The sequence below is a fragment of the Pedobacter sp. SG908 genome, from assembly GCF_011759615.1.
In the GTDB taxonomy this organism is placed as follows: Bacteria; Bacteroidota; Bacteroidia; order Sphingobacteriales; family Sphingobacteriaceae; genus Pedobacter; species Pedobacter riviphilus.
On sequence record NZ_JAAOYY010000001.1, the window covers coordinates 2446972 to 2463698 of the forward strand.

General features: G+C 38.6%; 16 protein-coding genes. 7 read left to right on the top strand and 9 right to left on the bottom strand.

The window, feature by feature from the left end; translation table 11 throughout:
- The first annotated feature begins 7 nt into the window (after window positions 1–7).
- Entirely contained in the window at window positions 8–859 is an 852-nt protein-coding gene (locus tag FHT21_RS10045; RefSeq protein WP_167294536.1) for an SDR family oxidoreductase, read from the top strand.
- Window positions 860–981: 122 nt separating this feature from the next.
- Here FHT21_RS10045 and arsB read toward each other — a convergent pair whose 3' ends face one another.
- Genes arsB through FHT21_RS10065 form a run of 4 tightly spaced genes read right to left on the bottom strand, consistent with a single transcriptional unit; the run spans window position 982 to window position 3420 of the window.
- Entirely contained in the window at window positions 982–2046 is a 1065-nt protein-coding gene (gene arsB, locus FHT21_RS10050; protein ID WP_167294537.1) for an ACR3 family arsenite efflux transporter, read from the bottom strand.
- A gap of 1 nt (window position 2047) precedes the next feature.
- Entirely contained in the window at window positions 2048–2467 is a 420-nt protein-coding gene (locus FHT21_RS10055; protein ID WP_167294538.1) for an arsenate reductase ArsC, read from the bottom strand.
- A gap of 19 nt (window positions 2468–2486) precedes the next feature.
- Window positions 2487–3053 carry a DUF6428 family protein gene (locus FHT21_RS10060; RefSeq protein WP_167294539.1) on the bottom strand — a complete coding sequence of 189 codons (567 nt, stop codon included), beginning with the start codon at window positions 3051–3053 and terminating at the stop codon, window positions 2487–2489.
- Window positions 3054–3090: 37 nt separating this feature from the next.
- Window positions 3091–3420, bottom strand: coding sequence for a metalloregulator ArsR/SmtB family transcription factor (locus FHT21_RS10065; RefSeq protein WP_167294540.1), 330 nt, complete (start codon window positions 3418–3420; stop codon window positions 3091–3093).
- 137 nt (window positions 3421–3557) lie between these two features.
- Between FHT21_RS10065 and FHT21_RS10070 the strand changes: the two genes are divergently transcribed.
- Window positions 3558–3971 (top strand): EamA family transporter, encoded by a 414-nt coding sequence (locus FHT21_RS10070; RefSeq protein ID WP_167294541.1) that lies wholly within the window; start codon window positions 3558–3560, stop codon window positions 3969–3971.
- Between the two features lie 248 nt (window positions 3972–4219).
- Here the strand turns inward: FHT21_RS10070 and FHT21_RS10075 are convergent, their stop codons facing one another.
- Complete coding sequence (locus FHT21_RS10075) at window positions 4220–6505, bottom strand: GH92 family glycosyl hydrolase (protein WP_167294542.1); 2286 nt, start codon at window positions 6503–6505, stop codon at window positions 4220–4222.
- 457 nt (window positions 6506–6962) lie between these two features.
- Here FHT21_RS10075 and mnmA point away from each other — a divergent pair, with 457 nt between their 5' ends.
- Window positions 6963–8054: a tRNA 2-thiouridine(34) synthase MnmA gene (mnmA, locus tag FHT21_RS10080; protein WP_167294543.1), complete on the top strand. Its 1092-nt coding sequence runs from the start codon at window positions 6963–6965 to the stop codon at window positions 8052–8054.
- Between the two features lie 232 nt (window positions 8055–8286).
- On the opposite strand, the gene FHT21_RS10085 is transcribed toward mnmA, so the two are convergent.
- Complete coding sequence (locus FHT21_RS10085) at window positions 8287–8601, bottom strand: hypothetical protein (protein ID WP_167294544.1); 315 nt, start codon at window positions 8599–8601, stop codon at window positions 8287–8289.
- Window positions 8602–8893: 292 nt separating this feature from the next.
- Here FHT21_RS10085 and FHT21_RS10090 point away from each other — a divergent pair, with 292 nt between their 5' ends.
- Window positions 8894–9256 carry a response regulator gene (locus FHT21_RS10090; RefSeq protein WP_167294545.1) on the top strand — a complete coding sequence of 121 codons (363 nt, stop codon included), beginning with the start codon at window positions 8894–8896 and terminating at the stop codon, window positions 9254–9256.
- Window positions 9257–9379: 123 nt separating this feature from the next.
- On the opposite strand, the gene FHT21_RS10095 is transcribed toward FHT21_RS10090, so the two are convergent.
- Entirely contained in the window at window positions 9380–9976 is a 597-nt protein-coding gene (locus FHT21_RS10095) for an NAD(P)H-dependent oxidoreductase (RefSeq protein ID WP_167294546.1), read from the bottom strand.
- A gap of 239 nt (window positions 9977–10215) precedes the next feature.
- Between FHT21_RS10095 and FHT21_RS10100 the strand changes: the two genes are divergently transcribed.
- Window positions 10216–10524: a hypothetical protein gene (locus FHT21_RS10100; protein ID WP_167294547.1), complete on the top strand. Its 309-nt coding sequence runs from the start codon at window positions 10216–10218 to the stop codon at window positions 10522–10524.
- A gap of 104 nt (window positions 10525–10628) precedes the next feature.
- Here the strand turns inward: FHT21_RS10100 and FHT21_RS10105 are convergent, their stop codons facing one another.
- Window positions 10629–11480: an SDR family oxidoreductase gene (locus tag FHT21_RS10105; protein WP_167294548.1), complete on the bottom strand. Its 852-nt coding sequence runs from the start codon at window positions 11478–11480 to the stop codon at window positions 10629–10631.
- Window positions 11481–11675: 195 nt separating this feature from the next.
- Here FHT21_RS10105 and FHT21_RS10110 point away from each other — a divergent pair, with 195 nt between their 5' ends.
- Complete coding sequence (locus FHT21_RS10110; protein ID WP_167294549.1) at window positions 11676–13025, top strand: alpha-L-fucosidase; 1350 nt, start codon at window positions 11676–11678, stop codon at window positions 13023–13025.
- A 165-nt stretch (window positions 13026–13190) separates the two neighbouring features.
- Here FHT21_RS10110 and cobA read toward each other — a convergent pair whose 3' ends face one another.
- On the bottom strand, window positions 13191–13955 hold the full coding sequence (cobA, locus tag FHT21_RS10115; protein WP_167294550.1) for a uroporphyrinogen-III C-methyltransferase: 765 nt from the start codon (window positions 13953–13955) through the stop codon (window positions 13191–13193).
- A gap of 250 nt (window positions 13956–14205) precedes the next feature.
- Here cobA and nirB point away from each other — a divergent pair, with 250 nt between their 5' ends.
- Window positions 14206–16719 (top strand): nitrite reductase large subunit NirB, encoded by a 2514-nt coding sequence (nirB, locus tag FHT21_RS10120; protein ID WP_167294551.1) that lies wholly within the window; start codon window positions 14206–14208, stop codon window positions 16717–16719.
- Window positions 16720–16727 lie beyond the last annotated feature (8 nt).

Consider the following 16727-nt stretch of genomic DNA (forward strand, 5'->3'; position numbering starts at 1 on the left):
AAACATCATGGAAAATCAAAAAGTATGGTTTGTAACAGGTGCATCAAAAGGCCTGGGACTAACATTAGTAAAAACATTATTAAACAACGGTGTTAACGTTGCTGCAACTTCAAGAAACCTAAACGATTTAATAAACGCAGTTGGCGAACACAAAAACTTTTTACCGCTAGCGGTTGATCTGATCGATGAAAGCAGCGTAGAAGCAGCAGTTAGTCAAACGATCAGCAAATTTGGTCAGTTAGATGTTGTGGTAAACAATGCTGGTTATGGCATGCTGGGTGCTTTAGAAGAATTAAGCGATAAAGAATCTCGTCAAAATTTCGATGTGAACGTTTTTGGTTCATTAAATGTAATCAGAAAGGTACTTCCTCAATTACGGAAACAACAATCAGGGCACATTTTCAATATTTCTTCAATCGGTGGCTTTTCAGGCAACTTCCCTGGTTTCGGAATTTATTGCGCTACTAAATTTGCGGTGGTTGGCTTTACCGAATCATTGGCGGCTGAAGTAAAATCGATGGGAATCAAAGCAACTGTTGTAGAACCAGGTTATTTTAGGACAGCATTTCTTACAGAAGGTTCATTGGCGGTACCGAGTAACCCAATTGATGCTTATAAAGAAGTACGCGACTCGCAAGCAGTGCACCAAAACGACATCAATAACCAACAGCCAGGCGATCCGGCCAAAGCAGTTGAGGTGATTATTGAAGCTTCGAAAAGTGAAAACCCACCGCTTCATTTATTCTTAGGCCCTGATGCTTATCAGGTGGCGGATGGAAAAATTGCGGATGTACAAAGGGATATGGCCAATTGGAAATATCTGGCAACTGCCACCAATTTTGATGAGGTAGGCGCATAGTATCCAAGATGGTCATCATTGCGAGAAGGCTTTTTCAGCCGACGAAGCAATCTTACAACGATCGCTACCAGCGTGTGCTTTAAGATTGCTTCGTGCCTCGCAATGACGACTTTTCTACTGATCTACACTTTAAAATATCTACTTCTAAACCATTGCGCCAGGTTAACCAGTGCAATTAATGCTGGCACTTCAACCAATGGACCGATTACACCAGCGAATGCCTGCCCTGAATGGATACCGAATACACCTATAGCCACAGCAATAGCCAATTCGAAGTTATTACCAGTTGCTGTAAACGCAATAGCGGTACTTTTACCATAATCTGCACCGAAATATCTGCCCGCAAAAAAACTGATCACAAACATGATCACGAAATAAATCACCAAGGGTAATGCAATTCGCAATACGTCCATCGGAATCTGTACCATTAATTCTCCTTTCAAACTGAACATTACTACAATGGTAAACAACAAAGCAATTAAGGTTATAGGAGAAATCATCGGTACAAAAGTGGAATGAAACCACTCTTCGCCTTTCCACTTGATCAGTACTTTTTGACTTAAAATACCGAGTACAAACGGAATTCCCAGATAAATCCCTACGCTTTTTGCAATTTCTGCAATGGAAATAGATACAGAAAGGCCTTTTAAACCAAAAACGGGTGGTAAAACCGTGATAAAAAAATAGGCGAATACACTGTAAAGCAATACCTGAAAAATACTGTTCAGGGCAATTAAACCAGCAGTATATTCTCGGTTTCCATTGGCAAGCTCATTCCATACCACCACCATGGCAATACACCTGGCGAGGCCGATCATAATTAAGCCGACCATATATTCAGGATAATCATGTAAAAATGCAATAGCCAGGAAAAACATCAGGATTGGACCGATGATCCAGTTTAAAACGAGCGAAGTACTTAATATTTTTACATTTTTAAATACTTCGCCTAAATTCTGGTATTTAACTTTTGCTAAAGGCGGATACATCATCAGGATCAATCCGATGGCCAGAGGAATGTTTGTACTCCCGCTCGAAAATGAATTGATTAATACCGCTGATGAAGGGAACAAAAAGCCCAATCCAATACCAAATAACATGGCCAAGAAAATCCACAGCGTTAAATAACGATCTAAAAAGCTTAGATGTTTTCTTTGAGCTGCCGGTGCACAAACATTTGCTGACATATTAACCTTTTAAGTTTTTGTTCACAAAATCTTCCATGTAAATCTTCACCAGATCTCTTGTATTTCTAAATTCGGCCATGATTTCCTCATCGGTACCCACAGCTTTTGCAGGATCTGGAAAGCTATGGTGCAGTTTTATAGCCTGCGTTGGAAAATATGGGCAACTTTCTTTCGCGTGGTCGCAAACGGTAATCACATAATCGAAAGGTACATCGAAATACTCCTCGATATGGTTAGAGGTTTGACCTGAAATATCGATTCCATCTTCTGCCATTACTTTTATCGCCCTTGGATTAACGCCATGAACTTCGATACCAGCACTGTAAATTTTGGCCTTGTTTTGGGCGAAATGTTTCAAATAACCTTCTGCCAGTTGACTTCTGCAACTATTTCCGGTGCATAACACCAATACATTTTTCATTTTTATAATTTTTAAATGATTAACAACAGCCACTTTCAGGGCTACAACTATTCTGTCCAACTGCCAGATTAACCAGTTTTACTTTTGTTTTTTCGGGCTGGGCAGGTGCACAACATTCTTCACCTGTTTCGGTAGTGCCACAGCTTCCGCCACGGTTAATCGCTTTACATTGGGTAGCATCGGGTGTTAGATCCAAAATCAGGTTCTCCCCGTCAATTTTAAATTCACCTGGAAACATCTGCCTCGTATCAAACACTGAATTACCGAATTCAATTTTCACAATTCCATTGGGATTTAAAGGGAGTTTGCTTTCTACCAGATTGATAATGGATAGTGCTTTTTTCACCTGCATGGCCCTACCCGCTTCTTGTTCGGTAGGTTCCCATAACTGCAGGATAATCTCTGTCCAGGCATTCATCACCCCTCCACAATCTACCGAAACAATCGGCGCCTGTTTAATTTCGGTAATGTGATAATTAGCGTTTACCCATTTGCCCGGAGCATATTGAAACTGTAACACCAATTCTGGATGTTGCTGAAGCTCAGCCTTAAAGCTGCTCCATACGGTTGAAGATGTATTAATCATAATATTGCAATTTAACGATTGATTTAAATAAAAAATTTTAACAGCAGTTTTGCTCGCCTTTATAAGAGGCAAAGAAATGGCCCAACTGTGTTTGTAATAATTTCCAGGTTTTAGGTTCTATACAATAGCAAATACTTACACCCTCTATAGTACCTTGTATAATACCCGCGTTTTTAAGTTCTTTTAAATGCTGAGAAATAGTTGCCTGAGCTAAGCCGAGCTCCTCAACCAAATCGCCACAGATACAGGTATTCGATTTAAGAATACGCTGAAGAATCGCAATCCGCGCAGGATGAGCCATCGCTTTTAATAATGCAGCCATCTGGTTCTGTTCTTCAGTGAAGATTTCTGTTTTGGTGAGTCCCATAATTTTATATCGCAATATTACGATATATAAGCTGGTAATCAAAATTTATTTTAATTATCGTGTTCCATCCAACTACAGAATTGAATATTTTATTTACTATGAGTATGTTTATAAATAAAGATTAAGCAAAATAGATTATGTGGAAATTTTACGCAATACTCTCTGCCCTGTTTGCCGCTGCAACGGCTATTTTAGCCAAAGTTGGACTAAAAGGCGTTAATGGAAATATAGCAACTGCTATACGAACAGTTGTTATTCTATTTATTGTCTGGGGCATTGTTTTGGCGAGCGGAGAAATTTCTCAAATTAAAACATTGAGCAAAAACAACCTTATTTTTTTAGGTTTATCGGGTTTGGCAACCGGTTTATCATGGATTTTCTATTTTAAAGCACTCGAAACGGGAAATGTTTCTAAAGTTGCTCCGATTGATAAATTAAGTGTGGCCATTGCTATGGGCTTGGCCTTTTTGATCTTAAAGGAACCGATAGATGCTAAAACATTAATTGGTGGTGGGTTAATTGTTGCAGGAAGTTTGGTGATTTTGCTTTGAAGATTTGGTGTGTATTTTTAGCCACTGAGGCATGAAAACAGCCCCTTAAAGATTTTCCAATAGAATGATCATCATCTCCTGGAACGCAGTGGAATGGAGAGATCTATCTCGAGATAGATTTTGCTTCGCAGCGCCTTCGGGTTTTCGACTACGTTGCACTTCGCTCGAAATGACGACATTCGAAAGGTAAACAAAAAAACCGTCGACTAAAAATAGCCGACGGCTTAATTTGTACAGGATGAGAAAAATTACTTCTTAGGTTTTGCGCTCATGTAAAAGGTTAGCTTTCCACCATTTGTGATATCAGCATGCTTGATTTTATGATCGGTAATTTCTTTACCGTTCAATAAAACTTTCTCTACATAAACATTTTTATCGCTTTGTTTAATGGCCTCAACGGTAAAGGTTTTACCATTTTCTAAGTTAATTACAGCATTATTAACCAACGGACTACCTAACGAATATACATCAGAACCCGGTGCTACCGGGTAAAAACCTAATGAAGAAAACATGTACCAGGCACTCATCTGTCCGCAGTCATCATTTCCACCCAAGCCATCGGCAGTTGGTTTATATTGCATGTTTAAGATGTGGCGAATCTGTGCCTGTGTTTTCCATGGCTGATCTGTCCAATTGTAAAGATAAGCAATATGATGTGCCGGCTCGTTTCCGTGTACATAACCACCAATAATACCTTCGCGGGTAATATCTTCAGTGTGTGCAAAAAACTCGTCAGGTAAATGCATGGTAAACAAAGTATCTAAGCGGGTTGCAAATTTCTTTTTGCCACCCATCATTTCAATCAGCGAAGTCGGGTCCTGCGGCACAAAGAAACTGTAATTCCAGCTGTTACCTTCAATAAAACCTTGCCCTTCGGTATCTTTTGGATCGAATTGTTTTTTAAAGGTTCCATCAGCCAATTTCGGACGCATAAAACCCGTAGCGCTGTCGTAGTTATTTTTCCAGTTGTTAGAACGTTTGATAAATTCATCGTAAACATCCATACGGTTTAATTTCTTCGCCAATTGAGCAATCGACCAGTCATCGTAAGAATATTCTAAATTGTTGGAAACCGAAATTCCAGATTTTTCTGCCGGGATATAACCTTTATCTATATAATAACCAATTCCCTCATAATCGCGGTGTTTTGCTGTTGCAATACAGGCATCTAATGCTTTATTGGCATCGCCATTGTAAGTACCTTTTATAATCGCATCAGAAATTACAGAAACACTATGATAACCACTCATGCACCAGTTATCATTAGCATAGTGCGACCAGATCGGCAACATGTGCAAGCTACTTTGATCATAATGCGCCAACATCGATTTTACCATATCGTTACTACGGCTTGGCTGCGTAATATTAAAGAATGGATGTAAGGCCCGGTAAGTATCCCAGAGTGAGAAAGTGGTGTAATTGGTAAAGTCATTCGCTTTATGTATACCCTGATCTAAGCCTTTATACTCTCCGTTAATATCGGTATAGATGGTTGGATTGATAAAAGCGTGATATAAAGCGGTGTAAAAATTGATTTTATTATCATTAGAAGTAGTTACCTGTATTTTATTCAATTCTTTATTCCAGGTAGCCTGTGCCTGAGCCTTCACTTTTTCGAAATCCCAACCTGAAATTTCTGCCCGCATATTTTGCAAGGCATTTTCCTGGCTAACAGGAGATAAAGCAAATTTAATCTTGATTTTCTCTCCTTCCTGGGTATCGAAATCGAAAAACATTTTCAATTTTTTGCCAGCAATTTCAGGGAAGTTCTGTTCCTGGTTAAACTTACCCCAGAAACCTCGGTAAGCCTGTTTAGCATCATAGCTTTTACGTCCGTAGCTTTTAAAAGGTTTAGAGAAACTCATCGCAAAATAAACGGTCCTGGTTCTCGCCCAGCCATTTGTTTGGCGATAACCTGTAATCAACGTATCATTCACCACACGCACGTAGGTCCAAACGGTTTTTTCCTCGTAATTGTAAATACCGGCCATTAAATCGAGAATAATGTGCGATTGATCTGATTTAGGAAAAGTATATTGATGCATCCCTACCCTGGTGGTTGAAGTGAGTTCTGCCGTAATGTTATCGTCGTCCAGTTTTACCTTGTAGTACCCTGCCTCTGCAACCTCATTTGCATGTGAATAGGCCGAACGGTAACCACCTTTAGGGTTTGACGCTATACCCGGGTTTAACTGTAACTTACCTTGCGTAGGCATAATAAGAAAATCACCCAGATCGGAGTGGCCGGTACCGCTGAAATGGGTATGACTAAAGCCGGTAATGGTTTTATCCTCATATTTATAACCTGCACAATATTTATATACATCGCCATTGTATTTTCCGTTTACTTCGTAAGATAAGGTATCCGTTTCGGGACTTAACTGCACCGAACCAAATGGAACTGTTGCACCAGGATAGGTATGCCCCATTTTAGATGTACCAATGATGGGCTTAACATACTGCACTAGGTTCTGCTGTGCCGAGGTAACCAGGGCCGATAGCAAAAGACAAGGCAGGATAACTTTTTTAATCATATGAGTTTAAAATTTAGCTTGTTCTGTTGAAAATTCTAAGGTATTAATTTATCTTCAAATATGCATAAAACATATAACTAAAACGTTTAAGTAAAATAAAAAATACAATTAATAAGCTTGAAGATACAATTTATTACGGTTTCCCTTCAAGTTTCGAAAACCTGAGCGATTAATGCGTGATTTTTGTAGTTGCCAAACACCACAGACTTTATGATGTAAACCTGATAGAACGGAAAGCCCGGAGGTGAGGTACGAGCCGAGGACTTGAAGGGATAGCAGGGCTGCTGGCAGCCACTAACACCGAACCATTCATTTCAAAATAATATTGAACATCTCAGCCATATTAGCGCATCTATTAGATAGCCAAGCAATTTAGTAACCGCTTTTTACAAGTAACTGACTTGCTTTAAATAATTTCAGCTAAATAAACCTTATTTTTGCATCCAATATTTTTAAGATGAGTAAACACGGTAGAATTCTGGTTGCCATGAGTGGCGGGGTTGATAGTTCGGTAGCGGCTGTAATGTTGCATGAGCAGGGTTATGAGGTTATTGGATTAACCATGAAGACCTGGGATTATGCTACTTCTGGTGGAAGCAGTAAGGAAACTGGCTGTTGCTCATTAGATAGTATCAACGATGCCCGTACACTTGCCGTAAACTATGGTTTTCCGCATTATATCCTTGATATCAGGGATGAATTTGGCGATTACGTAATCGATAATTTTGTTGACGAATACCTTGCCGGAAGAACGCCAAATCCATGTGTTTTATGCAATACACATATTAAATGGGAAGCACTTTTAAAACGCGCCAATAAACTCGATTGCGAGTTTATTGCAACCGGGCATTACGCCAATATCCGTCAGCAAGACAGCGGCCGCTACGTAATTTCGAAAGGAAAAGACGAAAATAAAGATCAATCTTATGTACTGTGGGGTGTTTCGCAAGAGAACCTTTCGCGTACTAAATTCCCATTAGGCAGTTTTGCAAAATCTGAAATCAGACAGATGGCTTTGGATATGGGGCAGGAAGAACTGGCAAAAAAATCCGAGAGTTATGAAATCTGTTTCGTACCGGATAATGATTACAGGGCTTTTTTAAAACATAAAGTAGAAGATTTAGAAGAAAGAGTGGCCGGCGGAAATTTCATTTTAAGCAATGGAATGGTGGTTGGACAACATAAAGGTTACCCCTTTTATACCATCGGTCAGCGTAAAGGTTTAGGCGTAGCCTTTGGCGAGCCTATGTTTGTAACGCAAATACTGCCTGAAAGTAATACGGTAGTTTTGGGTAAAGCCGACGAGCTTGAGCGCCGTGAAGCCATGGTACGCAACATTAACCTGATAAAATACGCAAGCATTGAAGAACCAATGAATGATGTAATTACCAAAATCCGTTATAAAGATGCAGGTATGTTAAGTACAATTGTTCAGGAAAAAGATAAAATGCGTGTAGTGTTCGATCATAATGTTTCGGCAATTGCTCCTGGCCAATCGGCTGTATTTTATGAAGGAAATGATTTATTAGGCGGAGGGTTTTTAGTTTAATAAACGCCTACCTATTATATATTACAGGAATGATCGTCATGCTGAATTTATTTCAGCATCTTCGATAACTATCGGATCAGGGTAATGATAACAAAAAACGAGATGTTAAACAGCATCTCGTTTTTTGTTTTATTGATTATCAGAACGATCCGTCATGCTGAATTTAGTTCAGCATCTTACTGGCTAGATAGATCCTGAAATAAATTCAGGATGACGAAAACTTTGAGTACAATTACTCATTTCCCTTAAAAACATTTAATGATGCCGTTTTCCAGTGGATGTAACCTAAATTACCACAAGTTTGTGCTACAAAGTTTTCCACTTCTTCTGGCACATCGTTAACTACACGCCATCTTATTTTATATTTAGGGTTATAACTGATATACACCACTAAATCATCACTACGTTGCCCAATGGCATGTAAATGCTGTAAATGAATATCCTGCAAATCTGCAGCAGCAATCCTCAATCTTTCATTCATAATTTTACCTAATGAAAGATCTGGTCTAAAATCTGTTTCGAATATGGCTAAAACGGTAACGGTCATAGAAAAAATAAATATATCAGCAAACAAACCAAGCTAGAAGCTTTTTGTTTAAAATCTTCAATTAAATACATGGAATTATCTCTACAATATTTCCTGTATCCTGTCTCTCCAAAAGCAAATCTATACTAAAAAAATTAGTATCAAAATTTATTTTTATATTTTTTTTAGCCAGCGCAAAAATTATAGAAACGCATGACATGTGCCACTAGAAAGTTAATAACGCTAATATTGTGTATAACTATCTTAAACATCTGATAGCTAGGTTAGTTATCTATATAACAAATTTGAGCTTATGAAAAAGTGCATCTATGTAGTAGAAGACAATCCGTGGATTAGAGAAATCATAGAATTTTTATTAATCGAAGAGCTTTACGAAGTAAAGACCTGTCCAAATACAAACGATTTTTGGTTTCAGATGAGCAAACACCTGCCTGATATGGTAATTCTCGATATTATGTTGCCTGATGGAAATGGCCTTGATATCTGTAATACACTAAAGCGAAACATTAAAACACATGATATTCCGGTAATGATGATGTCGGCCAATAACCACTTGAATGCAGTTAAGGCTAAATGTGATGCGGAGGATTTTATCAATAAACCTTTCGATCTGAACGATTTTATGAATAGAGTAGATAAATATTTACTTAACTAAAGGAAATCGTCATTGCGAAGCCAATTTTTCATTGAATGAAGCAATCTTTATAGCAGGACTATGTGAAAGATTGCTTCATCGTTCTTCTTTTCGCAATGACGAAATCAGGCACTAAAAAAGATGCTATAGTATTATACTTTCAACAGCATTATTTAATGCCACATCTTTCAGGTTGGGTATACTTAAACCTTCTACCCTATAGGCGGTTACATCTATCATCCCTAAAAAGCCCAATACCGATCTCAGATAAGATTCGGTAAAATCGTAGGCTTTCATTGGTCCGTCAGAATATACACCGCCTGATGAAATGGCCAGATAAACTTTTTTACCTTTTATCAATCCCACTGGGCCATTTTCTGAATAGCTAAATGTTTGGCCAGCACGTGCTATGTGATCAATCCACGCTTTTAAAGCAGAAGGAAGCCCAAAGTTGTACATAGGCACCCCAATTACAATGGCATCGGCATTTTTTAGCTCAGTAATGGCTTGGTTCGAATGTTTTACTGCTTCGGCCAGTTCGGGCGTATGGTTTTCGAGCGGGGTAAAGAAAGAATTGATGTGTACCTCTTCTAAGTGTGGAAATGGTGTATTGGTAAGGTTATTAGTAGTTACCGTACTCTCCGGATTAGCCGCCTGTAATTTTTCTACAATTGCATTTCCCAATTTAACGCTGAAAGATGCTTCGCCCCTCGGGCTTGATATTAAATGTAATATTTTCATTTTTTGCTTTTTTTGTCTCACAAAACTATAGATATGAAGTATCAAAAAGCTATTACTATACCAAAGGATAGTGCTATCCTCCAGGATAGTTACCTGGTTATCGCAACAAAAAAGAACAAGACCATAGCTTCAATCTACCCTCGCCAGGTCTTTCGAAATGTTTAATATTTTTAGTATAAGAATTACAACGTTATTTAAACTTAATCACGCTCAAGCTGTTTTATATTAAAACGCACGCCATGGAAAATCAAGAGAACAATCAACCACAAAAAGAGATCCAGAACATTGAGCAGTTTCAGATTAACCGCTCACAAGGAAATGCCCGTGGAGGAGCTGCAGAACAAAAAGATAATGAGGGATATACCGAGGATGAAGTGCATTTTGAAGATGGCACGGGTACTCAATTAAATAAGGAAATTGAAGGCCCTGATGATGAAGAAAACGAAGAGGAAGAAGAAACGGAAACCGAAAATTATAACGAATCTGACATAGGAGAGCTGGATAAAGATCCGAATGCATATGACAAAGACGATAGCGAAATGTTATAAAGCGTCAATTTCATTATTTAAATAAAGATGAACCACAATACTTACAAAATTAAATGGATCTGACGCCGTAGAAATGGTTTAAATATGATTAAAGGCAAAGAAAATTAACCGTTTACCACTTCCCCACCATTTACATGGATTACCTGCCCTGTTATAAATGATGCATCATCTGAAGCCAGGAACACATAAGATGGCCCAAGTTCTGAGGGCTGGCCTGCCCTTTCCATGGCCGTTTCAGATCCAAATGATTTAATCTTTTTTTCATCAAAAGTAGATACAATGAGTGGTGTCCACACTGGTCCGGGTGCCACGGCATTAACCCGGATACCTGTTTTGGCTAAATTTGTAGCGAGCGAACGCGTAAAAGAAGTTATTGCCCCTTTTGTTGAAGAGTAATCGATCAGATTTGGCGAAGAACGATAAGCTGTTACCGAGGTGGTATTGATAATGGTATCGCCTGCATGAAAATACTCCAATACCTCATGTGCAAAGTAAAAATAGCCAAATATATTTGTACGGAAGGTATCTTCCAGCTGTTTATCGTCGATCTTTTTTGGATCTTTCTGCGGTACCTGCATGCCGGCATTATTTACCAAAATATTGATCTTTCCAAACTTTTTAACCGTTGTTTCTACTGCTTTTCTGCAAAATGAAGACTTTTTAACATCCCCTTTAATCAATAAACATTGTTTCCCTTCAGTTTCAACCATTTTCTGGGTTTCTTTTGCATCAATATCCTCATCCAGATAAACAATAGCTACATTGGCACCCTCCCTTGCAAAATGAACCGCTACCGAACGACCAATACCACTATCTCCACCGGTAATCAGTGCAACCTTATCATTTAGTTTCCCCGCTCCCTTATAGTCTGCTTTAATTACTTCAGGTCTTGGATTCATCTTCACCTCTATCCCTGGTTGTTTGTTTTGCTTGGCAGGTGTTTTTTGAGTTTTCATCGTTTCTTTTATCAAATTAAATTTCACAACACTGCCAATTAAACAAGAATACCATCTTCAAAGTTTTAAGAACCTCAACCTCATCTATTAAAACACAAACCAATTTGGCTTAATATTTTGCTCATATCCGATCATTTTAAAAGCCTGCACCTCCCTAAATTAGCCTTTTAATCACTAACCAAAAGAAACCACACAATGAAAAAAACAATTTTATCAGCTTTATTGATGTTAAGCCTGATTTTACCTGGCTATGCTCAAAAACGCTTGGGTAATGAAACTGCCGCCCAAAAAACCAAAAGAATGGAATGGTGGACGGATGCCCGCTTTGGTATGTTTATCCACTGGGGCCTATATGCATTGCCAGCCCGCCACGAGTGGGTAAGAAATTACGAACACATTACCAACGAAAACTATCAAAAATACTTTGATCAGTTTAATCCGGATTTATTTAACCCTAAAAAATGGGCCAGAGAAGCTAAAGAAGCAGGCATGAAATATGCGGTGTTAACGACCAAACACCATGAAGGTTTTACTTTATTTGACAGCAAATACACCGACTATAAAGCAACAAATACACAGGCCAAAAGAGATTTGGTTAAAGAATTCGTTGAGGCTTTCCGTGCCGAAGGTATAAAAGTAGGCTTCTACTATTCGCTGATTGATTGGCACCACCCCGATTTTCCCGTTGATAGGTACCATCCTTTAAGACCTGATAAAGACGATGAGGATCAGTATGCGGCATTGAACAAAAACAGAGATATAGCCAAATACCGTAAATACCTATACGATCAGGTAACCGAGCTACTTACCAAATACGGCAAAATCGACATTCTTTGGGCCGATTTTTCATATCCTGGCAAACATGGTAAAGGCCGCGATGATTGGGGTTCGGTAGAATTGCTTAAACAGATTAGAAAACTGCAGCCACAAATTATTGTAGATAACCGCCTAGATCTTAATGATTATGAAGATGGTACAGATTTCGAAACACCAGAACAGGTTAGTCCGAAGGAATTAGAAAAATACCGCGGTAAAGTCTGGGAAACCTGCCAAACATTTTCAGGCTCATGGGGATATCACCGTGATGAAAATACCTGGAAAAGCAACAGGAAGTTATTAGATTTGTTGATTACTTCGGTAGCCAATGGAGGCAATTTATTATTAAATGTTGGGCCTACAGCGCGTGGTGAGTTTGATAACAGGGCAAACATTGCTTTAGATAGCCTAGGCCTTTGGATGCACGCCAATTCGAAATCTATTTACCATTGCACTTTCGCGCCAACCGAATTTAAAGCGCCTGAAGGAGTAAAACTCACTTACAATAACGACACCAAAAAACTATATGTGCATTTGTTCGAATATCCAAATACGGGCTACATTACGCTGGATGGGTATAAAGATAAGGCGAAATATGCGCAGTTTTTGCACGATAACTCCGAAATACAGATTGATACCCAAAAATCAACTGGAAACACTCTGGTATTAAAATTACCAAAGAAAAAACCCGACTTCGAAATCCCGGTAATCGAATTGACCTTAAATTAATCTACCCATATTAAATTGGCCTGCAAGTTAAACCTTGCGGGCTTTTTTATTTTAAGTGGAAGTTAAATCCTCCATTATTTAACCACTAAGGCACAAAAAACATAAAGGTTGTTTTTTTAAAATAATCAATCTTATATTCCAGACTTCTGGTTACCTCCCTATTCACTATGCTGATAAAAGTTCTCCTTGATTTAAGTTCGCATAAGCTTTAGCCTGCACCACATTCCCTATAATAATAATAGCCGGATATGTTAATTCCGCTTGTTCTGCAGATTCCTGTAAACTTTTCACCGAACATACCACTTGTTTTTGGTTGGGTAAGGTAGCATGTTGAATAATTGCCGCAGGCATATCACCTAAGCCCGCATCGCAATAAGCTTTAGAGATTTCGCCAACTTTTTTCATACCCATATATATAACAACTGTAGCCGAACTTTTCATGGCGCATTTTAGATCGTTAGTTAAACTTCCATCTTTCTTGGTTCCGGTAAGTATCCAAACACTATCACTAATTCCACGGTGCGTTAAAGGCACATCTATAAAACCTGCACCCTGCATACTGCTGATACCCGGAATGTAATGGCATTTAATCCCTCTGGCCTCCGCATAAATCAATTCTTCGAATCCTCTACCAAAAATAAAAGGATCTCCTCCCTTTAAACGTACAACAACCTGATAATTTTGGGCATTTTCGACAATTAATTCATTTATTTTCTCTTGTGGCGTGTATTTTCCGTAGGGTTGCTTACCAACATAGATCATTTTACATGTTTTAGGAGCAATTTCTAGTAATTTTTCATTACTTAAGTTATCATAAAGAACAACATCAGCTCTTTTTAACACATTAAAAGCCTTCATAGTGATCAATTCCGGATCTCCAGGACCTCCACCCATTATAAAAAGTCCAAAATCAGCAGTTTTTTGATTCATAATTTTAATGATTTAACTATTTAAGTATAAAAGTGATGAAAATTTATTAAAAAATTAAATATTTTATGATAAAAATCACACAAAATAAACTTTTAATATAATTAAACCATATATTTGAATATCAAAAATCATATAATTATTAAATTATTAATTTTTAAAACGATTATTTAATAAAAAATACACCAAAACAAATAATCCAAAATAAAAAACAACCAAAAGAAACTAAAATCACTAAACACCTTTAAGATTTATGAAAGAACCACAAATAATCGTAATAGGAAATGGAATGGTGGGATATAAATTCTGCGAAAAGCTTAGATCAAAAACTTCTTCTTTTAATCTTATTGTTTTTGGAGAAGAACCCCGAAGAGCTTACGATCGTGTGCATTTAAGTGAATATTTTAATGGCAAAACAGCCGAAGACCTCTCTCTTTCTACAGAAAACTGGTATCAGGAACAAAATATTACCCTATTTCTCAATAACCCGGTTACCAAAATAGATCGCGAACAGCAAAAAGTTTATACAGCTAATGGTTTAGATTATAGCTACGATATTCTTGTTTTTGCTACGGGTTCTGGTGCTTTTGTGCCCAATATCCCTGGAACTGAGAAAGAAGGTGTTTTTGTTTACCGTACAATAGAAGATCTTGACCTGATTAGTAGCTATGCAAAAAAGGCCCGAACAGCTTCAGTTATTGGAGGTGGTTTATTAGGGCTCGAAGCGGCTAAGGCATTAATTGATCTGGGCATCGAAAAAACGAGTATCATTGAATTTGCACCTCGCTTAATGCCTAGGCAAATTGATGCCGCTGGTAGCGATATGCTTAAATCGAAGCTCACAGATTTAGGTTTGCAGATCCACTTAAATAAAAACACGACAAGCATTGAAGGCGATGGCTCTATTACGGCATTAAAGTTTAGTGACGATACTGTTTTAGATGTTGATATGCTGGTCATCTCTGCTGGTATAAAACCACGTGATGAACTGGCAAAGGCCTGTGGCATTGAGGTTGGTCCACGCGGTGGTATTGTTGTTGATCAAAAAATGCAGACCAATGATCCAGCTGTTTTTGCCATCGGCGAATGCGCTTTATACGATGGAATGATTTATGGTTTAATTGCACCAGGTTACGAAATGGCCGAAGTATTAGCCGCAAACCTTTGCGAAGGTGATAAAGCTTTCACAGGATTTGATATGAGCACCAAACTCAAACTAATTGGCATCGATGTGGCCAGTTTTGGTGATAATTTTATTACCGAACCCGATTGCCGTACAATTATCTTCGAAAACAAACACAAAGGGGTTTATAAAAGAATAAATGTTAGTAATGACGGGCAATACCTTTTAGGAGGTATATTAATTGGAGATGCAACAGCATATAACCTGCTGTTGCAGACCTCTAATAACCGGATTGTATTGCCAGAAAACCCTGAAGAACTGATACTGGGCGCACGTGGTGGAAGCGAACCAGCAAGCGGGGCTGGAATTACAGGTTTACCAGACAGTGCACTGATCTGTAGCTGTGAAGGCGTTAGCAAGGGCGATATCTGCTCGGCAGTCGCCGATGGCCCTTGCGAAAACATCGATGACCTGAAAAAATGCACCAAAGCAGGCACAGGTTGTGGTGGCTGCTTGCCAATGGTAAAAGATTTAATGACCTATACCTTAAAATCGCAAGGCAAATATATCAAAAATGTAATTTGCGAGCATTTTAACTACAGCAGGCAGGAACTTTTCGACCTTATTCATATCCACGAATTAAAAAGTTATGATGAAGTACTGGATGCGCTAGGTAAAAACGATGGTTGTGAGGTATGTAAACCATTAGTATCATCACTCCTAGCCAGCCTTTGGAATGAAATGATCCTTAAAAAAGGAAATGATGTAGCCCAAGATAGTAACGACCGTTTTCTGGCCAACATTCAAAAAGGTGGCTCATATTCTGTAGTACCGAGGGTTCCGGGCGGCGAAATTACACCTGATAAATTGATTGTAATTGGCGAAGTAGCTAAAAAATACAACCTGTACACTAAAATTACGGGAGGTCAGCGTATAGATATGTTCGGTGCACACCTTAACGACCTTCCTATTATCTGGGAAGAATTAATTGCGGCTGGTTTTGAAAGCGGACACGCTTACGGCAAGGGCTTAAGAACCGTTAAAAGCTGCGTTGGTAGTACCTGGTGCAGATTCGGCTTACATGACAGCGTAAGTTTCGCCATCCAAATTGAAGAAAGGTACAGAGGCATCCGTGCACCACACAAATTCAAATCAGCTGTAAGCGGCTGTATCAGAGAATGTGCAGAAGCCCAAAGTAAAGATTTTGGCATTATTGCCACCGAAAAAGGCTGGAATTTATATGTATGCGGAAATGGTGGAAGCAAACCGCAACACGCCCTTTTACTGGCAACAGACTTAGATAACGAAACCTGCATTAAATACATCGATAGATTTTTGATGTTTTACATCCGCACTGCCGATCCACTTACCAGAACTGCAACCTGGCTCAACAAAATGGAAGGCGGAATAGATTACCTGCGGAATGTAATTATCAACGATAGTTTAGGAATGGCAACCCAATGGGAAAATGAAATTGAGAAGTTAATCGCCTCATATAAATGCGAGTGGAAAGAGGCAGTTGAAAACCCTGCAATCAGAAAACGCTTCTCTCATTTTGTAAATGCACCGGAAGACAAAGATCCAACCATAGAATTTGTTGAAATGCGTGGACAAAAAAGAACCGCCGAATGGAAAACAGTTTAATCAATAAT